The sequence below is a fragment of the Actinokineospora diospyrosa genome, from assembly GCF_024171925.1.
GTDB lineage: Bacteria > Actinomycetota > Actinomycetes > Mycobacteriales > Pseudonocardiaceae > Actinokineospora > Actinokineospora diospyrosa.
Map to the genome: position 1 here is coordinate 129,843 of NZ_JAMTCO010000007.1, position 22,229 is coordinate 152,071.

At 70.2% G+C, this 22,229-nt stretch carries 22 protein-coding genes and 1 tRNA gene; 9 read left to right on the forward strand and 14 right to left on the reverse strand.

Annotated features, from left to right (window positions below):
- Positions 1-51: 51 nt before the first annotated feature.
- Positions 52-723 carry a hypothetical protein gene (locus LV75_RS14410; protein WP_253887396.1) on the reverse strand — a complete coding sequence of 224 codons (672 nt, stop codon included), beginning with the start codon at positions 721-723 and terminating at the stop codon, positions 52-54.
- A gap of 96 nt (positions 724-819) precedes the next feature.
- Here LV75_RS14410 and LV75_RS14415 point away from each other — a divergent pair, with 96 nt between their 5' ends.
- Positions 820-1,365 (forward strand): peptidylprolyl isomerase, encoded by a 546-nt coding sequence (locus tag LV75_RS14415; RefSeq protein WP_253887397.1) that lies wholly within the window; start codon positions 820-822, stop codon positions 1,363-1,365.
- Entirely contained in the window at positions 1,366-2,256 is an 891-nt protein-coding gene (locus LV75_RS14420; protein ID WP_253887398.1) for a rhomboid family intramembrane serine protease, read from the forward strand.
- Between the two features lie 24 nt (positions 2,257-2,280).
- Here LV75_RS14420 and LV75_RS14425 read toward each other — a convergent pair whose 3' ends face one another.
- Complete coding sequence (locus LV75_RS14425; RefSeq protein ID WP_253887399.1) at positions 2,281-2,709, reverse strand: PH domain-containing protein; 429 nt, start codon at positions 2,707-2,709, stop codon at positions 2,281-2,283.
- Positions 2,710-2,839: 130 nt separating this feature from the next.
- A complete protein-coding gene (crgA, locus tag LV75_RS14430) occupies positions 2,840-3,106 on the reverse strand; it encodes a cell division protein CrgA (protein WP_253887400.1) in 267 nt (88 codons plus the stop codon).
- Between the two features lie 149 nt (positions 3,107-3,255).
- Here crgA and LV75_RS14435 point away from each other — a divergent pair, with 149 nt between their 5' ends.
- The 3 genes from LV75_RS14435 (at position 3,256) to LV75_RS14445 (ending at position 5,557) form a co-directional block, all read left to right on the forward strand.
- The gene (locus LV75_RS14435; RefSeq protein ID WP_253887401.1) at positions 3,256-4,131 is read left to right on the forward strand and encodes a class E sortase; all 876 of its coding nucleotides are present in this window, start codon (positions 3,256-3,258) and stop codon (positions 4,129-4,131) included.
- The gene (locus LV75_RS14440; protein WP_253887402.1) at positions 4,131-4,286 is read left to right on the forward strand and encodes a hypothetical protein; all 156 of its coding nucleotides are present in this window, start codon (positions 4,131-4,133) and stop codon (positions 4,284-4,286) included. The genes LV75_RS14435 and LV75_RS14440 overlap by 1 nt, the downstream gene beginning before the upstream one ends.
- 623 nt (positions 4,287-4,909) lie before the next feature.
- A complete protein-coding gene (locus LV75_RS14445) occupies positions 4,910-5,557 on the forward strand; it encodes an aminodeoxychorismate/anthranilate synthase component II (RefSeq protein ID WP_253887403.1) in 648 nt (215 codons plus the stop codon).
- An 81-nt stretch (positions 5,558-5,638) separates the two neighbouring features.
- Here the strand turns inward: LV75_RS14445 and pknB are convergent, their stop codons facing one another.
- From pknB to LV75_RS14480, 7 genes are all read right to left on the reverse strand, one after another.
- A complete protein-coding gene (pknB, locus tag LV75_RS14450; RefSeq protein ID WP_253887404.1) occupies positions 5,639-7,630 on the reverse strand; it encodes a Stk1 family PASTA domain-containing Ser/Thr kinase in 1,992 nt (663 codons plus the stop codon).
- Positions 7,631-7,706: 76 nt separating this feature from the next.
- Positions 7,707-9,152 (reverse strand): protein kinase domain-containing protein, encoded by a 1,446-nt coding sequence (locus LV75_RS14455; protein WP_253887405.1) that lies wholly within the window; start codon positions 9,150-9,152, stop codon positions 7,707-7,709.
- 3 nt (positions 9,153-9,155) lie between these two features.
- Positions 9,156-10,640 carry a peptidoglycan D,D-transpeptidase FtsI family protein gene (locus LV75_RS14460; protein ID WP_253887406.1) on the reverse strand — a complete coding sequence of 495 codons (1,485 nt, stop codon included), beginning with the start codon at positions 10,638-10,640 and terminating at the stop codon, positions 9,156-9,158.
- On the reverse strand, positions 10,637-12,121 hold the full coding sequence (locus LV75_RS14465; protein WP_253887407.1) for an FtsW/RodA/SpoVE family cell cycle protein: 1,485 nt from the start codon (positions 12,119-12,121) through the stop codon (positions 10,637-10,639). Before LV75_RS14465 ends, LV75_RS14460 begins: the two co-directional genes overlap by 4 nt.
- Complete coding sequence (locus tag LV75_RS14470) at positions 12,121-13,590, reverse strand: PP2C family protein-serine/threonine phosphatase (RefSeq protein WP_253887408.1); 1,470 nt, start codon at positions 13,588-13,590, stop codon at positions 12,121-12,123. The genes LV75_RS14465 and LV75_RS14470 overlap by 1 nt, the downstream gene beginning before the upstream one ends.
- Positions 13,587-14,045, reverse strand: a complete 459-nt coding sequence (locus LV75_RS14475) for an FHA domain-containing protein FhaB/FipA (RefSeq protein ID WP_092787118.1) — start codon at positions 14,043-14,045, stop codon at positions 13,587-13,589. The genes LV75_RS14470 and LV75_RS14475 overlap by 4 nt, the downstream gene beginning before the upstream one ends.
- A 255-nt stretch (positions 14,046-14,300) precedes the next feature.
- Positions 14,301-15,518 carry an FHA domain-containing protein gene (locus LV75_RS14480; RefSeq protein ID WP_253887409.1) on the reverse strand — a complete coding sequence of 406 codons (1,218 nt, stop codon included), beginning with the start codon at positions 15,516-15,518 and terminating at the stop codon, positions 14,301-14,303.
- Positions 15,519-15,646: 128 nt separating this feature from the next.
- On the opposite strand from LV75_RS14480, the gene LV75_RS14485 reads away from it, so the two are divergent.
- The 3 genes from LV75_RS14485 to LV75_RS14495 all read left to right on the forward strand — a co-directional run bounded on the left by LV75_RS14485 (position 15,647) and on the right by LV75_RS14495 (position 17,731).
- Positions 15,647-15,729: transfer RNA gene (locus LV75_RS14485), tRNA-Leu, on the forward strand.
- A gap of 697 nt (positions 15,730-16,426) precedes the next feature.
- Positions 16,427-17,053 (forward strand): hypothetical protein, encoded by a 627-nt coding sequence (locus LV75_RS14490; protein ID WP_253887410.1) that lies wholly within the window; start codon positions 16,427-16,429, stop codon positions 17,051-17,053.
- Positions 17,054-17,068: 15 nt separating this feature from the next.
- Complete coding sequence (locus LV75_RS14495) at positions 17,069-17,731, forward strand: SDR family oxidoreductase (protein ID WP_253887411.1); 663 nt, start codon at positions 17,069-17,071, stop codon at positions 17,729-17,731.
- Here the strand turns inward: LV75_RS14495 and LV75_RS14500 are convergent.
- Entirely contained in the window at positions 17,701-19,029 is a 1,329-nt protein-coding gene (locus LV75_RS14500) for a D-arabinono-1,4-lactone oxidase (protein ID WP_253887412.1), read from the reverse strand. The two genes, LV75_RS14495 and LV75_RS14500, sit on opposite strands and share 31 nt — an antisense overlap.
- 72 nt (positions 19,030-19,101) lie before the next feature.
- Here LV75_RS14500 and LV75_RS14505 point away from each other — a divergent pair, with 72 nt between their 5' ends.
- Positions 19,102-20,310, forward strand: a complete 1,209-nt coding sequence (locus LV75_RS14505; protein WP_253887413.1) for an amino acid deaminase/aldolase — start codon at positions 19,102-19,104, stop codon at positions 20,308-20,310.
- A 160-nt stretch (positions 20,311-20,470) separates the two neighbouring features.
- Here the strand turns inward: LV75_RS14505 and LV75_RS14510 are convergent, their stop codons facing one another.
- The 3 genes from LV75_RS14510 to LV75_RS14520 form a co-directional block, all read right to left on the reverse strand.
- Positions 20,471-21,109, reverse strand: a complete 639-nt coding sequence (locus tag LV75_RS14510; protein ID WP_253887414.1) for a TetR family transcriptional regulator — start codon at positions 21,107-21,109, stop codon at positions 20,471-20,473.
- A gap of 289 nt (positions 21,110-21,398) precedes the next feature.
- Positions 21,399-21,749: a hypothetical protein gene (locus LV75_RS14515; protein ID WP_253887415.1), complete on the reverse strand. Its 351-nt coding sequence runs from the start codon at positions 21,747-21,749 to the stop codon at positions 21,399-21,401.
- A 13-nt stretch (positions 21,750-21,762) separates the two neighbouring features.
- Positions 21,763-22,002, reverse strand: a complete 240-nt coding sequence (locus LV75_RS14520) for a hypothetical protein (RefSeq protein WP_253887718.1) — start codon at positions 22,000-22,002, stop codon at positions 21,763-21,765.
- Positions 22,003-22,229 lie beyond the last annotated feature (227 nt).

Below are 22,229 nucleotides of genomic sequence, written 5' to 3' on the forward strand. Positions count from 1 at the left end.
GAGGGCATGAGAAAGGCGGCCGACCAGGGTGGTCGGCCGCCTCAGTGAGAACTACTTGTCGGAGCTGATGTGGCTGGGCTTCGCCTGGCCGTTGTGCTCCGGGGTCGCCTCGTCCGCCTTCTGGCTGGTGACCGGCGGCTCGGGGCGGGCTGGCTGCGGCTCGACCGGTGGGGTCGACTTGCCGCGCAGGACCACGGCGGCGCCTGCGCCGATGCCCAGGATCGCCAGCAGCCACGGCCAGCGGCGACGCTTGTTCGCCGGGTCCTTGGCTGCTTGCCGCGCGGCCGTCTTGGCGGCGCGGATCTGGCTCTCCAGTTCCTTGCGGTACTGCTTGACCTGCGGCTTCAAGTCCTTCTTCAACTGCTTGACCTGAGCCCGCACCGGCCCGGTCGCCTTCGTGGCCCGCTTCACCGCGGACGACTTCGCCGCGTCCTTGCGGGCTTGCTTAGCGGCCTTGCCCAGGTCCTTGCGCGCCTGCTTGGCCGTCTTGGCCAGGCGCTTGCGGGTACGTCGGGTCGTCTCGATGACCTCTTGCCTCGCCACCTGCGCCGTCTCGGCCAGGGCCTCGGCGACCTGCTGGGGCGCGACGCCCTTGGCGGCGAGCTTCTGCTCGGCGACGTGGGCCGCCTCGGCCCCGGCGGCTGAAGCGCGCACCGCACCTTGGCGCACCGCGCGCCAGCCGGTGCCGACGGCCTTGCCCACCGTCTCTCCGGCCCGGGTCATGGCTTCACCTCGTCCATCGTGTGCTCAGGGACATACCTGACCCCGTCAATCCTGCCCCTTCCGGACGGATCTCGCCGAAGATGGCACGATGGGGCGGTGGCAGACAGCAACGCATCCCTCGTCGGGACCAAGGTGACCGCCACCCTGCACACCTCGCAGGGTGACATCCGGATCGACCTGTTCCCGGACCACGCGCCCAAGACGGTCGCGAACTTCGTCGGGCTCGCCGAGGGCTCGAAGGAGTACAAGAGCAAGAACGCCCAGGGCACCGACTCGGGCCCCTTCTACGACGGCTCGATCTTCCACCGGGTGATCGAGGGCTTCATGCTCCAGGGCGGCGACCCGACCGGCACCGGTCGCGGCGGCCCCGGCTACGAGTTCGCCGACGAGTTCCACCCGGAACTGCAGTTCAACCGCCCGTACCTGCTGGCGATGGCCAACGCGGGGGCCAACACCAACGGGTCCCAGTTCTTCATCACCGTCGGCCCGACCACCTGGCTCAACTTCAAGCACACGATCTTCGGTGAGGTGTCCGACCAGGAGTCGCGCACCGTCGTGGACGCCATCGGCGCGACCGCGACCAACCCCGGCGACAAGCCGGTCACCGACATCGTGATCAACAAGGTCACCATCGAGCGCTAGGTGACCCCACCGCACCAGCCCGACCCGGGAACGCAGGCGGGTCTCCCCGCCTGCGTTCGCCACCCCGACCGGCTCACCGGGTTGAGCTGCACCCGCTGTGGTCGGCCCGCCTGCCCGGAGTGCCTCGTCGACGCCGCGGTCGGCTTCCACTGCGTCGACTGCGTCAACGCCGGGCGCAAGGTCCAGCGGCGCGCCACGACCGTCGCGGGCGCCCCGCTCAACGAGAAGCCGCTCCTGGTGCCCGTGCTGATCGCGGTGAACGTCCTGATGTTCGCGATCACCGCGCTGCTGGCCCAGGACCCCATCAACAACGACCGCTCCGCCCTGTTCCACGAGCTCTCCGAGTACCCGCCGCTGGTGGCCAACGGTGAGTGGTGGCGGGTGCTGACGAGCGGTTTCCTGCACTTCGGGCCGATCCACCTGCTGGTCAACATGGTCGCGCTGTGGTTCCTGCGGGACATGGAACTGCTGCTCGGCCGCGGCCGCTTCGCGATCGTCTACCTGCTCTCGCTGCTGGGCGGCAGCGCGGCGCCGTACGTGTTCGGCGAGTTGAACGTCGAGGGCGCTGGTGCCTCCGGTGCGATCTACGGCCTGCTCGGTGGCCTGATCGTGGCGGTGCTGCGGCTCAAGCAGGACAAGCACGTGCTGATGAACGTCCTCGGCGTGCTGGCGCTGAACCTGGCGATCAGCGTGTCGTTCCCGGGCGTGTCGCTGCTCGCCCACCTCGGCGGTCTCGTCGTGGGTGCCGCGGTGACCTTCGGGATGATCTACGCGCCCCCGGCCCAGCGGCGGACGTGGCAGATCGGCACCGTGGTCCTGGTGACCGCGGCGCTGGTCGGGCTGTTCGCGATCCGCACGTCGCAGATCGTGGACATGTTCGTCGTCGGCTAGGAGCTCGGACCCGACCGGTCGCGCTTACGTGCGCAGCCGCAGCAGGTCGTTGACGACGTCCTGCGGGTCGGCGCCCAGGTCGAGGCGACCGAGCAGCACCAGGGCGGGTTCGGCCGCGTTGTCCGCGTCGAGTTCCACGGCGCTGGTCTCGCGGCCGAGCCTGCGGGTGCGCACCAGCCGCACGTTGACCTCGCCCCAGCTCCACCGCTTGCTCCCGAGCATCCCCCGAACGGTGATCCCCCGGGCGTCCGCGCTCAACCGGGGTCGGGCGCGGGTGCCGTAGAGCGCGAGCAGGCCGAGCAGCACGGCGGCCACGATCAGCAGCAGCCTGCCCCTCGGGTCGTCGACCATGGCCGCGACCAGCGCGGAAGTGGCCGTCAGCAGCCAGCCGACGGCCACCACCTTGGGCTCGGGAGCCCACTGCGCAGCGGTGTCCTCAGGGGTCACGGGCATTCATCCACAGTAGTTATCCACAATGGGGACTACTTACATCCGTGTGGTTCAGTGACCGTCCGCTGAATGGAGCAGTCACTGTCGCCCACCGTGATGACGACACCTCGAGCGACCCTGGTGACGGAGCGGGTCAGCGCCACCGCATGGTCATCAGCAGCCCGGAGATCATCAGGGCGAACCCGATGGCGAAGTTCCAGTTGCCGAGGTCGGTCATGAATGGGATCTTCTCGCCTGCGATGTAGTTCACGACCAGCCAGGCGAGCCCCAGGACCATGATGCCGAGCATCACGGTGATGTAGATCGGGTGTGACGGCCCGGCCGGCTTCACCTTCACAGGCGTGCGACGGTCGGCCGGCGGGGTGTACGCGGCCTTCTTGCGGACCTTGGACTTCGGCATGCTGTCCTCGCCTGACGTGGTGCGGTCGGGTGCGGGCGTGCTCGTGTTGGGCGCGACTCCCGCCGTTGCAACACGTTAACGTAGCTGAGCAGGTCGGCGAATCACCAGTCGCCAACGATGCTGGATCCGCAGGCCGAGAGGAGCCTCGCGTGACAACGCTCGACACCGGTGGCCCGCCAGCCGGGGACCTCGTCAGCCCCGACGAGCAGCCCCAGCGCGGCGACCGGGTGCGCACCGTGGTGCGCGGGATCGGCGAGTTGCTGATCACCGCGGGCCTGGTCGTGCTGCTGTTCGTCGTCTACGAGGTCTACGTGACCGACATCGTTTCCGCTGGTAAGCAGCGCGAGGCGACCTCGGAGCTGGACACCGAGTGGAACGACGCGGCCCCCGCGGCCCCCGAGCAGCAGCGGGTCGAGCGCTTCGACGGACTCGGCGAGGGCGCCGGTTTCGCCAAGATGCACATCCCGGCCTTCGGCGCCGACTACGCGTTCACCATCATCGAGGGCACCACCGACCGCTCGCTCGAGATCGGCCCCGGCCACTACAAGGGCACGGCGTACCCGGGCGAGCCGGGCAACTTCGCCGTCGCCGGGCACCGGGTGGGCAAGGGTGCCCCGTTCAACGACGTCGACCTGCTGAACTCCTGCGACGCGATCATCGTCGAGACCCGCTACAGCTGGTTCGTCTACCGCATGCTGCCCAAGAAGGACGAGGTCAGCGGCTGGGCGACCGGCAAGGGCACCGACCCCCGCTGCCAGGGCGTCGCCCCCCTCGGCGGCCCCTACGCCGACCTGGTCGGCCAGCAGATCGTCAACCCCAGCCAGGGCGAGGTCATCGCCCCCATCCCCGGCCACCGCGACGCCCCCAGCGTCGGCGAGCGGGCCACCCTGATGACGCTGACCACCTGCCACCCCCGCTTCTCCGACCGGCAGCGGCTCATCGTGCACGCGGTCATGGTCAAGCAGTGGGCCAAGGACCCGACCAAGCCCGGCGAGACACCGCCCGAGTTGAAGGAGACCAGCTGATGTACGGGTGGATCTGGCGCCACCTCCCCGGCCCGGTACTGGTCCGCGCCCTCACCGCCGTCGTCCTGGTGGCTGGCGTGATCGCCCTGCTGATGTTCGTCGTCTTCCCCTGGGTGGAGCCGAAGCTCCCCTTCAACCAGGTCACCACCCAGTAACCCGCCCCGCAGTCCCCCCAGCGCCCTCCCCGCGCGCGCACGCGACCGAGTGACGCCCAGCCCCCACCCTCTCCGGGGGGCGACCCCGGTGCCAGTCTACCGGGGCCCACCGACAGTCGATCTTGGAATGGGGCGGTGGAGATCCACATGTGGATAACTTCTGTCGCTGGAACGGGTGAATATCGGCGCGGGGTGGCGGCGTTGACCTGGGGGAATGGCTGAGCGGGCGTCGGTGGAGGGCGCTCGCGGGCAATGCCTCTCGCGCGTGATCAACTAAGGCCGGTCCAGCGCCGGGCGGCCACCGTGCAGGCCCCCGGCAGCTCAAGAGCCGCCCCCAACGGCTCCCCGCGCGCGCACGCGACCGGGTGACGCCCAGCCCCCACCCTCTCCGGGGGGCGGCCCCGGTGCCAGTCTACCGGGCTCCACCGACAGTGGATCTTGGAATGGGGCGGCAGAGATCGACATGTGGATAACTTTTGTCGCTGGGACGGGTGAATATCAGGGCGGGGCAACAGGGGCTGAGCTGGGGAAATGCGGGGGTGGGGCGGCAAGGGAGGGCTGCGGAGTGGGGTGCGGGAGAAGTGGGGCGCGGGAGAGGCGGGTGGGCGGGTAGGTTGGCCGGCATGCGGGTGCTGGTTGTTGATAACTACGACAGCTTCGTTTACAACCTGGTGCAGTACTTGGCGCAGCTGGGGGCCGAGTGCGAGGTCTGGCGCAACGACGCGCCCAGGTTGGCTGAGGCTGGGGTGTTGGACGGGTTCGACGCGGTGTTGGTCAGCCCGGGGCCCAGTACGCCGGAGCGGGCGGGGCAGAGCATCGAGGTGGTCAAGCGGTGTGCTGACGCCGGGATGCCGGTGCTGGGGGTGTGCTTGGGGCACCAGGCGATCGGGGTGGCGTGGGGGGCGACCGTCACGCAGGCGCCGGAGTTGTTGCACGGGAAGACCAGCCAGGTGGTGCACAACGGGGGTGGGGTGCTCGCCGGGCTGCCTGACCCGTTCACGGCGACCAGGTACCACTCGCTGTCGATCGTGCCCGACACCATCCCGGACGACTTCGAGGTCACCGGGCGCACCGAGAGCGGGATCGTGATGGCGATGCGCCACCGCGAGCTGCCGGTGCACGGCGTCCAGTTCCACCCCGAGTCGGTGCTGACCGACGGCGGGCACCGGATGCTGGCGAACTTCCTGGCCGCGGCGGGCTTCGACGTCCCCGAGGCGCGGGTCGCCGAGCTCGAGCGCGGCATGCGCGAGCTCACCAAGGCGCTCACCTAGAACACGAGCCGAGGACACGAGCCCAGGACAAGAACCGAGAAGGCCCCCACCCGGCGAGGGTGGGGGCCTTCTGCGGCGGAACTACCTCGTCGGCACCGTCGGGAACGTCGGTCCGCCGCGCGCCTTGCCGACCCGCACCCCGATCGCGGTGTCCTTGCCGATCTTGTCGCCCGGCTGCTGCTGCTGGTCGATGATCTTGCCGACCTCGTCCGGGTCGTTGGTGAACTCCTCGATCACGTTCAGCTGGCCCATCCAGCCGCGCTGGCGCAGCACGGCCTCGGCCTCGGCCCGGGTCTTGCCCTCCAGGTTCGGCATCTCCAGCTCGACCTTGTCGCCCTTGGAGACGCTCAGCGTGATCGTGGTGCCCTTGCGCGCCTTGCCGCTCTTGGGCGCCTGGTCGACGACCTCACCGGCGGGCCGGTCCGAGGACACGTCCTTGCGCTGCGGCACGAACCCGGCGGCGGTGAGGTTCTTCGACGCGGTGTCGTAGTCCTGGCCGACCAGGTTGGTGACCTCGATGGTGTCCGGCCCCTTGCCGATCACCAGCTTGATCTGGGTGCCCGGGTTGACCTGCTGGCCGACCGGCGGGTTGGTCTCGACGACCTTGCCGATCTGCTTGTCGTCGTCGACCTCGACCTCGTCCACCGCGGCGACGACCCCGAGCTTCGCGTCCTGCAGGAGCTGCTTGGCCTCGTCCGGGGTCTTGCCCGCCACGTCCGGCACGGCGACCTTGCCCGGCGCGGTGCCGACCTTGAGCGTGATCCGGTCGCCCTTGCGCACGTCGGTGCCCGCGACCGGGGTGGTGTCGACGACCTTGCCGATGTCCTCGGCGGTGCACGGGCCGGGCTGGCCGTCGGCGGTCTGCTCGCAGGCCACCGCCTCGCGCACCACCTGCAGGCCCTTGGTCGAGAGCGTGGCGTTCGCCTGGGCCTCGACCTGCTTGCGCACGTCGGGCAGCTGGAACACGTCGCTGCCCGCGGGCTGCTTGTTCTCCTTGGACAGCAGCAGGATCAGCAGTGCGATCAGCGCGGCGACGATCAGCGCGACCAGCACCACCAGCCACGTCTTGCGCCGCTTGCGCCTGCGCTCGTCGTCGGCGTCGTACCCGTCGTAGTCGTCGTAATCATCGGAGAGGACCTCCGGCCGGTGCCGACCGCGCACCTCGCTCTGCCGGTTCTGCCCGAGCACCGCGGTGCGGTCCTCGTCGGTCATCACCATCGGCGCGGCCGGGCGCTGGCCGGAGAGCACCCGCACGATGTCGGTGCGCATCTCGGCGGCGGACTGGTAGCGGTTCGCCGCGCCCTTGGACATCGCCTTGAGCACGATCGCGTCCAGCTGCGGGCTGACCCTGGGGTTCAGCGCCGACGGGGACCGCGGGTCCTCCCGCACGTGCTGGTAGGCGACCGCGACGGGGGAGTCGCCGGTGAACGGCGGCTCGCCGGTGAGCAGCTCGAACAGCACGCACCCGGTGGCGTAGACGTCCGAGCGGGCGTCGACGGCCTCACCGCGGGCCTGCTCCGGGGACAGGTACTGCGCCGTGCCGATCACCGCGGCGGTCTGCGTCACCGCGACCTGCCCGTCGGCGACCGCGCGCGCGATGCCGAAGTCCATCACCTTCACCGCGCCGGAGCGGGTGATCATCACGTTGGCCGGCTTGACGTCGCGGTGCACGATGCCGTGCCGGTGGCTGAAGTCCAGCGCCGCGCAGACGTCGGCCATGATCTCCATCGCGCGCTGGCCGGGCAGCGGCCCCTCGGACTTGACGATGTCGCGCAGCGTCCGGCCGTCGACGTACTCCATCACGATGTAGGGCAGCGGACCGGTCTCGATGCGGGTCTCACCGGTGTCGTACACGGCCACGATCGCCGGGTGGTTCAGCGCGGCGGCGTTCTGCGCCTCGCGGCGGAACCGCTCCTGGAACTGCGGGTCGCGCGCCAGGTCCTGGCGGAGCACCTTCACCGCGACCTCGCGGCTGAGTCGGACGTCGCGGCCGCGGTGGACCTCGGACATGCCGCCGTACCCGATCGTCTCGCCGATCTCGTAGCGGTTGGAGAGCAGTCGCGGTGTGGTCATCGGTGCGTTGCCCCGCTCCTAGTCATGTCCTGTCCCATCATGCCTGCTGTCCGACCCTCGTCCAGCCGGTCGTCGTTCATCCCCCGGGTCCGTTCTGCCTGCACTTGATTGTGACGGGCGCGCCGCGCGGCACCCGGCCCACTGGCGAGACTTCGACAACGAGGCAGTTGTCCGGGTCCGCCACCACCGCGCCGTTCTCGTCGAGCACCATCGGCACCACACCGAGGTCGGCCAGTTCGTCGCGCACCTCGGTGGCCGACCGCTTGGTGAAGCGGTTTTCGACGATGGTGACCGTGTCGCCGTCCTGGGTGGGCCGCGCGGTGCGCGTGGTGGGCGGTTGCCCGGCCGGGGGTCCGCCGGGTTCCTCGCTGTCGCCGGGCACCACCGAGGTGGGCCGCGGGCCGGGATCGCCGGGGATCTCGTTGTCCGGTCCGTCCGAGCTGAAGATCGCGGGAAGGCCGATCGCGAGCGCGACGATCAACGCGATGGTCAGCACCCCGATGGCCACCCATAAGCCGCCCCGCCCCTGCCGTTGCGGGTGCGGCGGCTGCATCGGGAACCCGCTCGACCCGGGGTGCGGGTTGACCGGGAGCAGCCCGGGGTGGGTGCCGGTCACCGGACCGGTGCGCGGACCGGCGTGCCGCTGGGCCGCGGCGAGCGCGAGCCCCGACGGGGTCGGCAGCGGCAGGCCGGAGCGGATCGCCGCGACCGCGGCGGCGAACTCGCCGCCGCTGCTGTAGCGCTGCCTGGGGTCCTTGACCAGGGTGGCTTCGATCACCGCGCGGGCACCCGGCGGGATGTCCGGCGGCAGCGGCGGCGGGATGTCGCGGATGTGCATCATCGCGACCGTCACCGCGTTCTCGGACAGGAACGGCCTGCGCCCGGTCAGGCACTCGTAGCCGACCACGGCCAGCGAGTACACGTCGCTCGCCGGTTCGGCCTCGTGCCCGAGCGCCTGCTCCGGGGCGATGTAGTGCGCGGTGCCCATCACCATGCCGGAGCGGGTGACCGGTGCCGCGTCGGCCGCCTTCGCGATGCCGAAGTCGGTCAGCTTCACCACCCCGGACGGGGTGATCAGGATGTTGCCCGGCTTGACGTCGCGGTGCACGTAGCCGCGCTCGTGTGCCGCCTGCAGCGCGTGCCCGGCCTGCTCGAGGATGTCGAGGGTGCGCTCGGCGCCGATGCGGCCCTCCTTGGCCACGATCGCCGCGAGCGGTTCACCCTCGACCAGTTCCATCACCAGGTACGCGGTGTCCTGCGGCCCGTCGGGGATGGACGCGGTCTCGCCGTAGTCGTGCACCGAGGCGATGCCGGGGTGGTTGATCGAGGCCGTCGTGCGCGCCTCGGTGCGGAACCGGTGCAGGAACTCCGCGTCCCCGCACAGCTCCGGCTTGAGCACCTTGACCGCGACCTTGCGGTCGAGCCGGGTGTCGGCCGCCTCCCACACCTCGCCCATGCCACCGACCGCTATCCGGCGGGTGAGCCGGTAGCGGTCGGCGAGCAGCTGGCCCGAGGTGAACACGGCTCAGCCACCGCCCAACGCGGCGATCATCGTCGCGCGGCCGATCGCGGCGGACAGCTTGCCACCGGTGGCGGCCACGTCCTGGCTCTCCACCACGACCGCGACGGCGACCTTCGGGTCGTCGGCGGGCGCGAAGGCCACGTACCAGGCGAACGGCGGGGTGTTCTTCGGGTCGTTGCCGGTCTCGGCGGTGCCGGTCTTGGACGCGATGGTCAGCCCCTCGCGCTTGCCGTCGCCGCCGGTCTTGGCCTCCGAGGCGACCATCATGTCGCGCAGCTGCCCGGCGGCGTCGCGGGACATGGCCCGACCGAGGCTGTCGGTGTCGAGCCGGGAGATCTCCGACAGGTCCGGCGCCAGGATCGACTTCACCAGCTGCGGGCGCATCCGCTCGCCGCCGTTGGCGATGGTCGCCACGATCTGCGCGTTCTGCAGCGGGGTCAGCCGCACGTCGCGCTGGCCGATGCCGGTCTGCATCAGCGCGGCCTTGTCGGCGACGGTCATGCAGCTGGCGGACGGGCCGAGGCAGGACTGCTCGACCTTCATCGGCACGACCAGGTCGTTCTCGCCGATGCCGAACTCGGCGGCCTGCTCGGCGATCTTCTGCGGGCCGAGGTCGCCCGCGAGCTGCGCGAACGCGGTGTTGCAGGACAGCGACAGCGCGACCTCCATGGTCACCCCGTCCGGCGTGCCGTTGCAGAAGCCGCGGTTGTAGTTGCGCAGTTCAGACCCGCCGACCTGCAGGCGGTCGGTGGAGGTCACCTGGTCGTCCTTGGACTTGCCGTCCTCGAGCGCGGCCGCGGCGACGACGAGCTTGAACGTCGACCCGGGCGCGTAGGTCTCCGAGATCGCGCGGTTCAGCATCGGCTTGCGCTTGTCGGCGTTGTACTCCTTCCACGCCTTCTCCTGCGCGATCCCGTCGTGCGCCGAGAGCGTGTTCGGGTCGTAGGAGGGCGTGCTGACCATGGCCAGGATCTCGCCGGTCTTCGGGTTCAGCGCGACCACCGAGCCAGCGAACCCCGCCTTGGCCATCGCGTCGTAGGCGGCGGTCTGCGCGTCGGGGTTGATGGTCAGCTCGATGTTGCCGCCGCGCGGGTCGCGACCGGTGATCAGGTCCGAGAGCCGCCGGACGAACAGCCGGTCGTCGGAGCCGTTGAGGATCTCGTCCTCGGCCCGCTCCAACCCGCCCGCGCCGTAGCGCACCGAGTAGTACCCGGTGACCGGCGCGAAGGTCGGACCGGCGGTGTACTGGCGCAGGTAGCGCAACCGGTCGTTGGTCGGCAGGACGGTCGCCAGCATCACCTGGTTGTTGGCGCCCTTGGCGAGGATCTTGCCGCGCTGGCGGGAGTACTCCTCCAGCAGGACGCGCTGGTTGCGCGGGTCCTCGCGGTAGTCGTCGGCCTTGATGATCTGGATGTAGGTCGCGTTGGCCAGCAACAGGATGATCATGCCGAGCATGGCGAGGCCGACTCGGCGCAGCGGGGTGTTCATTCCGGCCTCTCCACCTGCGGCCGCTGCACCATCACCGTGTGCGCCTCGGCGATCGGGGCTTGCGGGACCGGCCGTGGCCGGGCGCCGGTCTGCGGCCTGCGCGCGGCGTCTGAGATCCGCAGCAGCAGCGCGATCAGCACGTAGTTGGCCAGCAGCGAAGAACCCCCGTAGGACAGGAACGGCGCGGTGATGCCGGTCATCGGGATGAGCTTGGTGACGCCGCCGACGACGACGAACACCTGCATGATCAGCAGGAACGACAGGCCGCCGCCGAGCAGCTTGCCGAAGGTGTCGCGCACCGCGAGCGCGCTGCGCATGCCGCGCAGCGCCAGCACGGTGTAGACCAGCAGCAGCGCGGCGAGGCCGATGAAGCCCAGTTCCTCACCGATGGCCGCGGCGATGAAGTCGGTGTTGGCCAACGGGACCAGCTCGGGTCGGCCCGCGCCGAGGCCGGTGCCGCCGATCCCGCCGGTGCCCAGGCCGAACAGCGCCTGCGCGATCTGGTAGCCACCGCCAGCGTCGGCGTAGGTGGCCAGCGGGTCGAACCAGTTCGCCACCCGCTGCTGCACGTGGGTGAACAGGTTGTAGGCGATGATCGCGCCGCCGACGAACAGCGTCAGCCCCAGCACCACCCACACCGCGCGCTCGGTCGCGACGTAGAGCATCACCAGGATCGTGCCGAAGAACAGCAGCGAGGTGCCGAGGTCCTTCTGGAAGACCAGGACGCCGAGCGAGACCGCCCAGGCGAACACGACCGGACCGAGGTCGCGGGCGCGCGGCAGGTCGACGCCGAGCACGCGGCGGCCCGCCGCCATGAACAGGTCGCGCTTGGAGACCAGGAACGCGGCGAAGAACACCAGCAGCAGGATCTTCGCGAACTCACCGGGCTGCAACGAGAACGGGCCGACCTTGAGCCAGATCTTCGCGCCGTTGATCGTCGGCGCGATGAAGCTGGGCAGCACCGCTGGCAGCGCCAGCAGGAACAGCCCGACCAGGCCGAAGGTGTAGCTGTACTTGGTGAGCGTGCGGTGGTCCTTGATCACGATCAGCACCGCGAGGAACAGCGCGAGCGCGACCGTGGTCCACAGGATCTGCTTGGGCACGTCGTTGTTGATCTCGCGGCCCGCGCGCAGCGCCTTCTCGGTCATCGCCAGGTCGATCCGGTAGATCATGACCAGGCCGAGCCCGTTGAGCAGCGCGACGCAGGGCAGGATCAGCGGGTCGGCGTAGGGGGCGAACTTGCGCACCGCGACGTGCGCCACCGCGAACAGGCCGAGGAAGGCCAGTCCGTACCAGACGATGCGCAGCGTGAGCTGCTGCTCCTGGTTGGCCTCGACGAGCATCAGCGCGGCGGAGACCACGAACGCGGCGAAGCCGAGCAAGAGCAGCTCGGTGCCGCGCCTGGTGGGCGCCGCGGGCTCGGTGGCCGCGCTGTTCTGCCCGGTCGCCGGACCAACCGCGCCCTGGACCGGAGTACTCATCAGCCGCCGCCCTTGTCCTCGTCCCGCGGGTTGCGGCAGTTGACCCCGGGCTGCGGCTGGACCTGCTCTGAGGTCTGCGCGGTGCCCGTCGTCGACGAGTCGGTGGTGGTGACCAGCGGCGTTGTCGTCGTGGTCGTCGGGAAGCCGGGCGTGGTCGTGCTCCCGGGCTGCTGGTTGGGCGGGGTGCCCGGGGCGGGCGTCGTCGTGGTCGTGGTCTCCGTCTGCTTCACCAGGGTGTCGCAGTCGGGCAGGCCGAACTTGCTGCGCAGCCCGCGGACGAACTCGCGCGCCTCGACGATGTTGCCGAAGGTGTTGTTGCCGTTGCGGACCTCTTCCTTGCCGAACTGCTCGAGGTCGTCGACGTAGAACTTGTCGCACGCCGCGGCGTTCGGGTCGCAGGAGCCCTGCAGCTGGCTGTTGAGCGAGAGGCCGAGCACGCTGCCGCGCACGCCCTGGAAGATCGCGATCTCCCCGCCGTCGCCCTCACCGACGAAGTACTGGTTGTTGACCCAGATCCGCGCCGCGACCGCACCGGCGCCGAGCAGCACCAGCAACAGCAGCAGGCCGACCAGCAACCGCACCCGCTTGCGCCGCTTGACCTTCGGGTCCGGCGGCGGGGGCTGCTCGATCTTGCGCGGCTCGGGCCGCGGCGTGGTCATCGCGCTCGCCCGCGAGGCGGCCGAGTCCGGTGGCGGGGTCTCGTCCGAGCCGTTGCCCGCCGCTCCACCGACGATGGGGTGGTTGTCCCCGTAGTCGACGTCGACGACATCGGCGATGATCACGGTCACGTTGTCCGGACCACCGCCGCGCAGCGCGAGCTCGATCATCCGGTCCGCGCACTCCTGCGGGTCCGGGATCTGGATCGCCTCGGACAGCGTCTCGTGGCTCACCGGCCCGGACAACCCGTCGGAGCACAGCAGGTACCGGTCGCCAGGGCGCGCCTCGCGCACGGTCAGGCTCGGCTCCACCTCGTGCCCGGTCAGCGCCTTGAGCAGCAACGAGCGCTGCGGGTGCGTCGCGGCCTCGTCCTCGGTGATCCGACCTTCGTCGATCAGCGACTGGACGAAGGTGTCGTCGTGCGTGATCTGGGTGAACTGGCCGTTGCGGCGCAGGTACACCCGGGAGTCGCCGACGTGCACCAGGCCGATCCGGTTGCCCGCGAACAGGATCGCCGACAGCGTCGTGCCCATGCCGTCGAGATCGGGGTCGCTGGCCACCAGCTCGGCGATCGCGCCGTTGCCCGCGAGGGTCGCCTCGCGCAGTTGCCCCAGCAGGTCCTCACCGGGCTCGTCGTCGTCGAGCGGCGCGAGCGCGGCGATCACCACCTTGCTGGCGACCTCACCGGCGACGTGGCCGCCCATCCCGTCGGCCAAGGAGAGCAGGCGCGGGCCCGCGTACACGGAGTCCTGGTTGTTGGAACGCACCAGGCCCCGGTCGCTTCGGGCCGCGTAACGAAGAACAAGGGTCATGAGCGCAGCTCGATCACCGTCTTGCCGATACGGATCGGGACACCAAGTGGCACCCGGAGGGGTTGGGTGACCTTAGCCCGGTCCAGGTAGGTCCCGTTCGTCGAGCCCAGGTCTTCGACGTACCAGTCCGTCCCGCGCAGCGACAGCCGCGCGTGCCGGGTCGAGGCGTAGTCGTCGTCGAGCACGAGCGTCGAGTCGTCCGCCCGACCCATCATGATCGGTCTGCCGTCCAGCGTGATCCGCGTCCCGGCCAGCGCGCCGTGCGTCACCACCAGTTGTCTCGGCGCCTTGCCGCGCATCTTCGCCGCGGTCGACTTGCGGAACCCCGGCACCGCCACCCGCAACCCCGACGCGGCGTAGAGGTCCGAGCGGACCACCCGCAACGCGGCGAGCACGAACAGCCAGAGCAAGGCGAGGAACCCCGCTCTGGTCAGCTGCATCACCAACTCAGGCACTTGTCGCGACCGCTCCGCTTCTCAGGGTGTCCACCACCGCGTGGACACCGCGCCGATGACCAACCCGCGGTGGTGACCGGCTAGTCCAACCCGTCCGACTCGACAGTGTCCAACGTGACGATGAGGACTGCCCGGGTGACCCCCGGACAGCCCTCAACTAGACGTCTGGCCGACCTCGTTCGTTGCCTTGCGCGACTCGGGCTTCCCCGACCCGAGGCACCCGACCACCTCCGACGAGCGCCAGGCGCCGCCCGCTCAGCCCTGGGTGCGGAACACCAGCGACGAGTGGCCGATCCGCACGACGTCGCCGTCGGCCAGCTGCCAGGTCTGCACCGGCGTGCCGTTGACGGTCGTGCCGTTGGTCGACCCGAGGTCGGCCAACGTCGCGCTCTGCCCGTCCCAGGTGATCTCCAGGTGGCGGCGCGACACACCGGTGTCGGGCAGCCGGAAGTCCGCGTCCTGACCGCGGCCGACCACGTTCCCGCCCTGCTTGAGCGAGTAGTTGCGGTTCGACCCGTCGTCGAGCTGCAGGCTCGCCGCGAGCTGGCGGGGACCGGTCTGCACCGCGGGCGGGGCGTACCCGCCCTGGTGGCCGTACGGGTCCTGGCCGTACCCCTGCTGCTGGCCGTACCCCTGGTCGTACCCAGCCTGCTGGCCGTAGCCCTGCTGCTGGCCGTAACCCTGGTCGTACCCGCCCTGCTGGCCGTAACCCTGCTGGTCGTAGCCGCCTTGCTGGCCGTAACCGCCGCCCTGCTGGCCGTAACCCTGCTGCTGGTCGTAGCCACCCTGCTGCTGCTGGCCGTAGCCCTGCTGCTGGCCATAACCCTGGTCATAGCCACCCTGCTGCTGCTGGCCATAGCCCTGGTCATACCCACCACCCTGCTGCTGTGGGGGCTGCTGGCCGTAGCCGTGACCGTAGTTGGGATCGTTGCCGTACTGGCCCTGGCCGTACCCGTATTGCTGCTGTCCGTACGGGTCGCCATCAGGCGCCTGGCCGTAGCCGGGAGGCTGGCTCATGGATCGGTCTCCTGCGTTGCGGGGTTGTGCCTGCCGTCTGCCTGCCTGCTGGCCTGCACCACCGCCGGAAGGACTTGCCTTCACGTCGGGGTCGACGGTAGAGCGGGTTCGGAACTGTCCGGTGTGCAGCGCGTCGGAGCGCTCCAAGGAGACTACGACGTCACCATAGGTATCCCACCCGTGCTCGGTGAGATGCTCGGCCACGCAGTCCGCCAAGAGCGCCCTCATGCGGTCCTCGTCACCCGCGAAGTTCTGGTGATCCGCCGGACCCAACTGCACCACGTAGTGGTTGGGCGCAAGCAGCCGACCACCCGCCAACTCGCGGATGTTGTCCTCGCTCTCGCGCTGCAGCGCCTGCGCCACCTCCTGCGGCACCACGTTGCCACCGAACACGCGCGCGAAGGTGTGCCCGACGACGTCCTCCAGCTTGCGGTTCAACCGCTGGCCGATGCCCATGGGACCTCCTCCCGCTCGTGCTCCTGCCCCGATCGTATCCGGGCGCGCCATGCAGGACACGGGTATGTGCGAACCAGGTTTTTCGGCGTGCTAGTGTTCTGCACGTCCCGCAGCGGACACCCCCACTCGGGCGAGTGGCGGAATGGCAGACGCGCACGGTTCAGGTCCGTGTGTCCGAAAGGACGTGAGGGTTCAACTCCCTCCTCGCCCACGGCCTCGGCCGACCTATGTCCACGGAGAGCGTGGACCTGGTCGGCCGTATTCGTTTCTGGGGGGCGACCCCCCAGGCCCCCACGGTGCGGTGGTGGGGAAGGCCGGGAGCGGTGGAGTTCGCGGAGCTTGCGTAGCGGACGGGAACTGCGGAGGTCTGGAGCAGCCGGGAGCATGCCCTGGGCTCGCTCGACCTTCGGTCGTCGCATCGGGGTGTGTGGTCGGTGACGGGGTGGTCGCTCTCGGCTGGCGAGGCATCTCCTTCATCTCCCTCAGTTCGCTCACGACTACTTCTCATCGGGTTGAGTCGTGGGGGTGTGGGGTGGGTTGGGGAATGGGTGGGTTGTTGTCGGGGGGCAAATTGCGGGGGAATGGGGATAAAGGAAGTGGGGGGAGTGAGGGGAAGCGAGGGGGAGGGGGGAACTTGGAGCGGGGGGTGTTCGTTGGGGGACTGTGGGTAGTTGAGGGGTGGGAGCGGCGAGTGGGGGGTCACCCAGACGGCCGCACAGTCGGGGTGAAGTCGGGATGTCGGTCGTCGACCGGTTACCGACCGCTTGGCGCCGCCGGTCGCAGGGGAGCGGTTCTGGGGTCTTAAACGTCCTGGGCTAACTGGTACTCAATTGAAGTACCGAATTGAACACCACGAAGATCGGCAGCGCGGACTGGCGACGCGGGGTGGTAGCGAAGGGCGGAAGTTCGTGACCGGCATTCCTGGGCGCACAGCGGTAACCGAGAGCCTGAAGGCACTGCCTGCGCAGCTCACCCCGCCGGTCGAGCTCCCCGCGGGGGTGCACGAACTGGCCGTGTCCGCGGCGGCCGCGCTGGGCTGGGACGGGACGGTGCTGCCCGAGATGACGCTGCACGGGCGGCGGGTGTGCCTGGTGGTCGACCTCAAGGCCGACGTGCACGCCGAGCGGATCTGCCTGGGCCAGGAGCCGGTGACCGACCGGGCGAGTGTGTCCACTTGGGCCTGGCCGGAGCTGCACGGGCGGGTCCCCGAGCCCGCCGTCCGCATCGTGGGAGCCATCGCGGTCGCGCGGCACTGGCGCACCGGTCTGGCGAACGCGGTGCCCTTCCTGCGCTACGGCGACACCGCGATGGTGCTGCCAACCTCCGCCGTGCTGACCCACGACTACCTGGCCAACTGCCTGCCCCGCTCCCGCGCCTACGGCGTCGCGATCGTCAGCGCCGAGCCGGACGCGAAGGTCGAGCTCGACCTGCCCGGCCGCCAGGAGCGCGCGTACCCCGAGGTCGACGCCCTGTACCGGTGGGTGAGCGAGCTGGCCTACGACCAGATCCTCGACGGCGCGGCGGCCGCTCACTAGGCGACCCAGGCGATCGTGCGACTCGTCATCGCCGGTGGACACGGCAAGATCGCGCTGCTGCTGACCAGGTTGGTTGCTGACCGGGGCGACACCGTGATCGGCATCGTCCGCAATCCCGAGCACGTCGAAGACATCCGCGCCCACGGCGGCGACGGCGTCGTGTTGGACCTGGAAGCCGCGACGGTCGAGCAAGTCGCGGCAGTACTAACCGGCGCCGATGCCGTTGTCTTTGCTGCGGGCGCAGGGCCGGGAAGTGGCATACCGCGCAAAGACACCGTCGACCTCGGCGCGGCGGTCCTCACCGCCGAAGCGGCCCAAGTGGTCGGGGTCCGGCGATACCTGCAGGTCAGCGCCATGGGCCTGGGTCGAGTGTCGACCGACGAGGTGTTCGGCGCCTACCTCGCGGCGAAGGACGCGGCCGAGCGGGACCTGCGGTCGCGCGATCTCGACTGGACGATCCTGCGCCCCGGCAGGCTCAGCGACGACCCGCCCACCGGCGCGGTGGCGCTGGGGCCGACCGTCGCGCCCGGTGTCGTCAGCCGGTCGGACGTCGCCGCCGTGCTCGTCGAACTGCTCGACGAGCCGGGTACTGCGGGCGCGACCCTGGAACTGGTCGGCGGCGACGCCCCCATCGCTGAGGCCATTGGTCAGATCGGGCCGAGAACCCGGTCGCAGTAAGGGTTCCGGAACAGCCCGCCTGGGTCCACTTCGGACCGAACCCGGGCGAAGTCGTCGAACCGGGGGTACCGCGCGCGCAGCGCCCCGGCGTCGAGCGTGTGCATCTTGCCCCAGTGCGGTCGCCCGCCGACCGCGTTGACGATCGACTCGAACAGGGCGAAGTACGCCCGGTACGGCATCCCCCGGTACTGGTGGATCGCGATGTAGGCGGAATCGCGCTCGTGCGCGGTGGACAACCAGATGTCATCGGCTGCGGCGACCCGCACCTCAACCGGGAACATCACCGGTTCCACCAATTGGGGGACCCTGGCGCGCAGTTCGGCCAACACCTCACCCAGCGCGGCGCGCGGGATCGCGTACTCCGACTCGACGAACCGCACTCGCCTGCTACTCACGAAAACCTTGTGCGACACATCGCTGTAAGAGCGCGGAGATAGCACCGAAGCGGACAACTTGTTCAAAGGTCTAACCAATTGCGGGACTAACCGGCCGATCTTGCACAGGGCGCCGAAGGCCGCGTTCTCCATGATCTCGTACTCGAAGAACGCGCGCGCCGGGCCGAGCGGTCGGGGGAGCGCGCCAACCGGCATCCGGTTGTTGCGCTTGGTCAAAGCTTTCTGCCCGTATGGGAACCAGTAGAACTCGAAGTGGTCGTTGTCCGCGCAGTTCTCGTCCAGGCCCTCGAGCACCGCGTCCAACGGCTCCGGGCGCTCCTCGGCCGCCAGCGCGAACGCCGCTTCGGTGCGCAGCGTGACCGTGCTGATCACCCCGAGTGCGCCGAGGCCGATCCTGGCCGCGGCGAACAGGTCCGGGCGCTCGGTCGCCGAGCAGCGCGCCACCGATCCGTTCGCCAGCACCAGTTCCAGCGCGCTCACCTGGGTCGCGATCCCGCCGAGCCGGGCGCCGGTGCCGTGCGTGCCGGTCGAGATCGCCCCGGAGATGGTCTGCGCGTCGATGTCGCCGAGGTTGGCCATGGCCCGACCGCGCCGGTCGAGTTCGGCGTTGAGCGCGGCGAGGGTCGTGCCGGACCGGACCGTCACCTCGGCGCCGTCCACCCCGGTGCCCGCCTCGGCCACCACCCCTGTCCAGTTCGACAGGTCGAGCGCGACGCCGTGCGCGGCCGCCGCCGAGGTGAACGAGTGCCCGCTTCCCCGTGCCCGCACGGTCGTCCCGCGCTCGGCGGCCGCGGTGATCACCGCGCTGATCTGCTCGACCCCGCGCGGCGCGTGGACCTCCGCCGCGGTCGCCGACTCGGTGCCCGCCCAGTTGCGCCAAGCCAGTGCCGCTGTCTCCGCCATCGGACCTCCCTCACTGGAACGCTAAGTGAATCCAGTTCACATTTCAATACCGCATGACGTACGGTTGTCGGCGTGCGCACCCAACGCGACCGCCTCGACACCGCCACCGAGCACCTCGACCCACCGGTCGCCGTGGTGGACCTCGACGCTTTCGACCGCAACGCCGCCGACCTGCTGCGCCGCGCCGACGGCCGCCCGATCCGGGTGGCGAGCAAGTCGGTGCGCTGCCGCTACCTGCTTGAACGCGTTCTGCGCCGTCCCGGGTTCGCCGGGGTGATGAGCTACGCGCTGCCGGAGGCGCTGTGGCTGACCCGGGTGTGGGCGGGCACCGACCTCGCGGACACCGACATCCTGGTCGCCTACCCGACCGCCGACCACTCGGCGCTGCGCGCGCTCGCCGCCGACGACACCGCCCGCCGACTCGTCTCGCTGGTCGTCGACTCCGTCGACCACCTCGACCTGGTCGACGCCGCGCTCGGTGCCGACCACCCGGAGATCCGGGTCTGCCTGGAGTTGGACGTGTCGTGGCGGCCGGTGCGCGGCAGCGGCAAGGTCCACATCGGTGCCCGCCGCTCGCCGGTGTTCACCCCGCGCCAGGCCGAGGAGCTCGCGGCCGCCATCGCGGCGCGGCCGGGTTTCCGGCTGGTGGGGATCATGGGCTACGAGGGCCAGATCGCGGGCATGGGTGACGCGCCTGCGGGCAAGCCGTTGCTGGGCGCGGCATTGCGCTGGGTGCAGCGCGGGTCCGCGCGGGAGCTGACCGCTCGGCGCACCCGGGCGGTCGCCGCCGTGAGCGCCATCTCGCCGCTGGAGTTCGTCAACGGCGGTGGGACCGGCAGCATCGAGTCGACCCGGGAAGACCCGTCGGTCACCGAGATCGCGGCCGGGTCGGGGTTGATCGGCCCCGGCCTGTTCGACCACTACCGCCGCTTCACCCCGCGCCCGGCCGTGCTGTTCGCGGTGCCGGTGGTGCGCCGCCCGGCCCCCGGGATCGCCACGGTGCTCGGCGGTGGCTACCTCGCCTCCGGTCCGGTCAACCGCGACCGGCTGCCGGTGCCGCACCTGCCGGAAGGTCTACGCCTGTTGCCGCTCGAGGGCGCTGGCGAGGTCCAGACCCCGCTCACCGGTGCCGACGGGTTGCGCGTCGGCGACCGGGTGTGGTTCCGCCACGCGAAGGCGGGGGAACTCGCGGAACGGTTCACCGAGTACCAGGTGCTGGAGGGCGATTCCGTCGTCCGCGCGGTCCCCACCTACCGCGGCGAGGGGCACAGCTTCGGCTAGCCGTTGCCCTGCAAGTCAGGCACGCGCTATCCGCGCCCGCGCGGCCCCTGACCGCACGGGCGGAAAGCCCAAGTACAACCCGGTACGTGCGGCTTCCCGCCCGCGCACCCAGGGACCACGCGGATCACCGATCCCACGCACCAGACTCACAGGACAGCGCCTAGCCGCTGGGTGTCGCCTGCCCGACCGCCTTCATCTGGCCGGTCAGGTAGCTGCGCACGACCATCTTCGCCTCGGCGATCACCAGTGCCTCCGGGAAGAGCTTGCGCCGGAAGGCGAGGTTCAGGATCCCGTCGGCGATCTCGTTGGCGACCGCGACCGGCAGCCGGATGTCCTCGAACGGGATGCCGAACCGGTCGGCGAGGAAAGAGGCCAGGTTCTCCGCGATCACCGTGTTGTTGTCGCGCTCACCGTCGATCAGCCGCAGGTCGACCACGTCGCCGAAGCGGATCCGGCTGAACCCGGGGACCTCGCGGTACATCCGCACGTAGCTGTCGAAGATCAGGTCGGCGCCGTCCCACCAGTGCTGCAGGTGCGCCTCGTCGAGCCTGCGGCTGATCTCGGCCATGAAGTGGTCCAGGTTGCGCTGGGTCAGCGCCTGCACGACCGCCCGCTTGTCCGGGAAGAACTGGTAGAGCGACCCGACCGCCACCCCCGCGCGTTCGGCGATGAGTGTTGTGGTGACCCCGTCGTAGCCGAGTTCGTCGACCAGCTCCGCACACGCCTCGAGCATCCTCTGCACCCGCTTGGCGCTGCGCTGCTGCACGGGTTGGCGGCGGAGTGGGGTAGGGCTGGCCACAGCGTCTCCTCCTGATCGCAGACGTTCATCTTGCCCGTCCAACGACTGAGGGAGACGCACGAAATGGCCTGGACGCCACTTCCGGGACCAGTTTCCGCTATTACCAACGGGTAGTACCCGAGTGGAGCCGCGGACCGGTGCCGGTCGGGGACGCGAGAAGCACATCAGCACCGGTCCGCGGAGTGCGTGGGCGGCTCGCGCCGCCTGCGACCAACGGTCGTGACCTGCCGTTGATCGACGGTCTGGGCTCCGCGGCGTCCGGGGGAACGGCGGAACCCAGACCGCCTGCCTAGCGCGCGCTCGCGGTGAGGCGGCGCGACTTGCGGGTACTGCCCTCGGCCTTGCGGCGCGTGGTGTGCTGGGGCGCGAGGCCCCCGGCGACGAGGTGCTCGTAGGCGGCGCGCCACACCGAGCAGGGCGCCTTCTGCTGGCGCCAGCGGCTCGAGCAGGTGGGGCAGTTGCCCTTGGCGTCGGGCTCGTGCGCGGTCAGCATCGACCGCCAGCCCTCGGTCAGCCGCGGCAGCTCAGAGCGGGCCACGGACAGCAGCGACGGGGCGTCTGCCCTGTTCGCGAGTTCGGTGAGCATGTCCAGCCGCTCCCAAACGGCGCTGCGCAGGACCTGGCCGAGTATCTCGTCCACCTCAACGTCACCGTTACCTTTCCGCCTGTTCGGCGGCTTCGCGGAGGGCGTCGCGCAGCTGGCCGAGTTGCCCGCTGGAGAGCACCGCCGTCTCACCGGGTGGCCCGACCAGGACCACCTTGTTCTTCTCCACGAGCACCGTCAGGCACCGGTCGCGGTTGATCACGTCCCCGCAGGCGATGCGCCACACCCGGCGCTCACCGACCGAGCCGTGCAACTCACCGCGGAAGTCCCGGTGGGCCTCGGCGGGCACCTCGACGTGGGGATCCACCCGCCTGGCCTGCGCTGCCACCAAGGGGCTGGGGGCCGACCGGAGCAGTTCCACGTTCTCGGTTTCCCTCCGTGCTCGTACGCTTACAACGAACTACATTGAGGCGTGCGGAACGAGATTGGAGCGTCACAGCGCCGATCGGCGGTCGTTTGCCGGTGAGCGGTCGAGCGAGTTCAGCCCGACCGATCAGGCTCACCGATCCGCCCTTC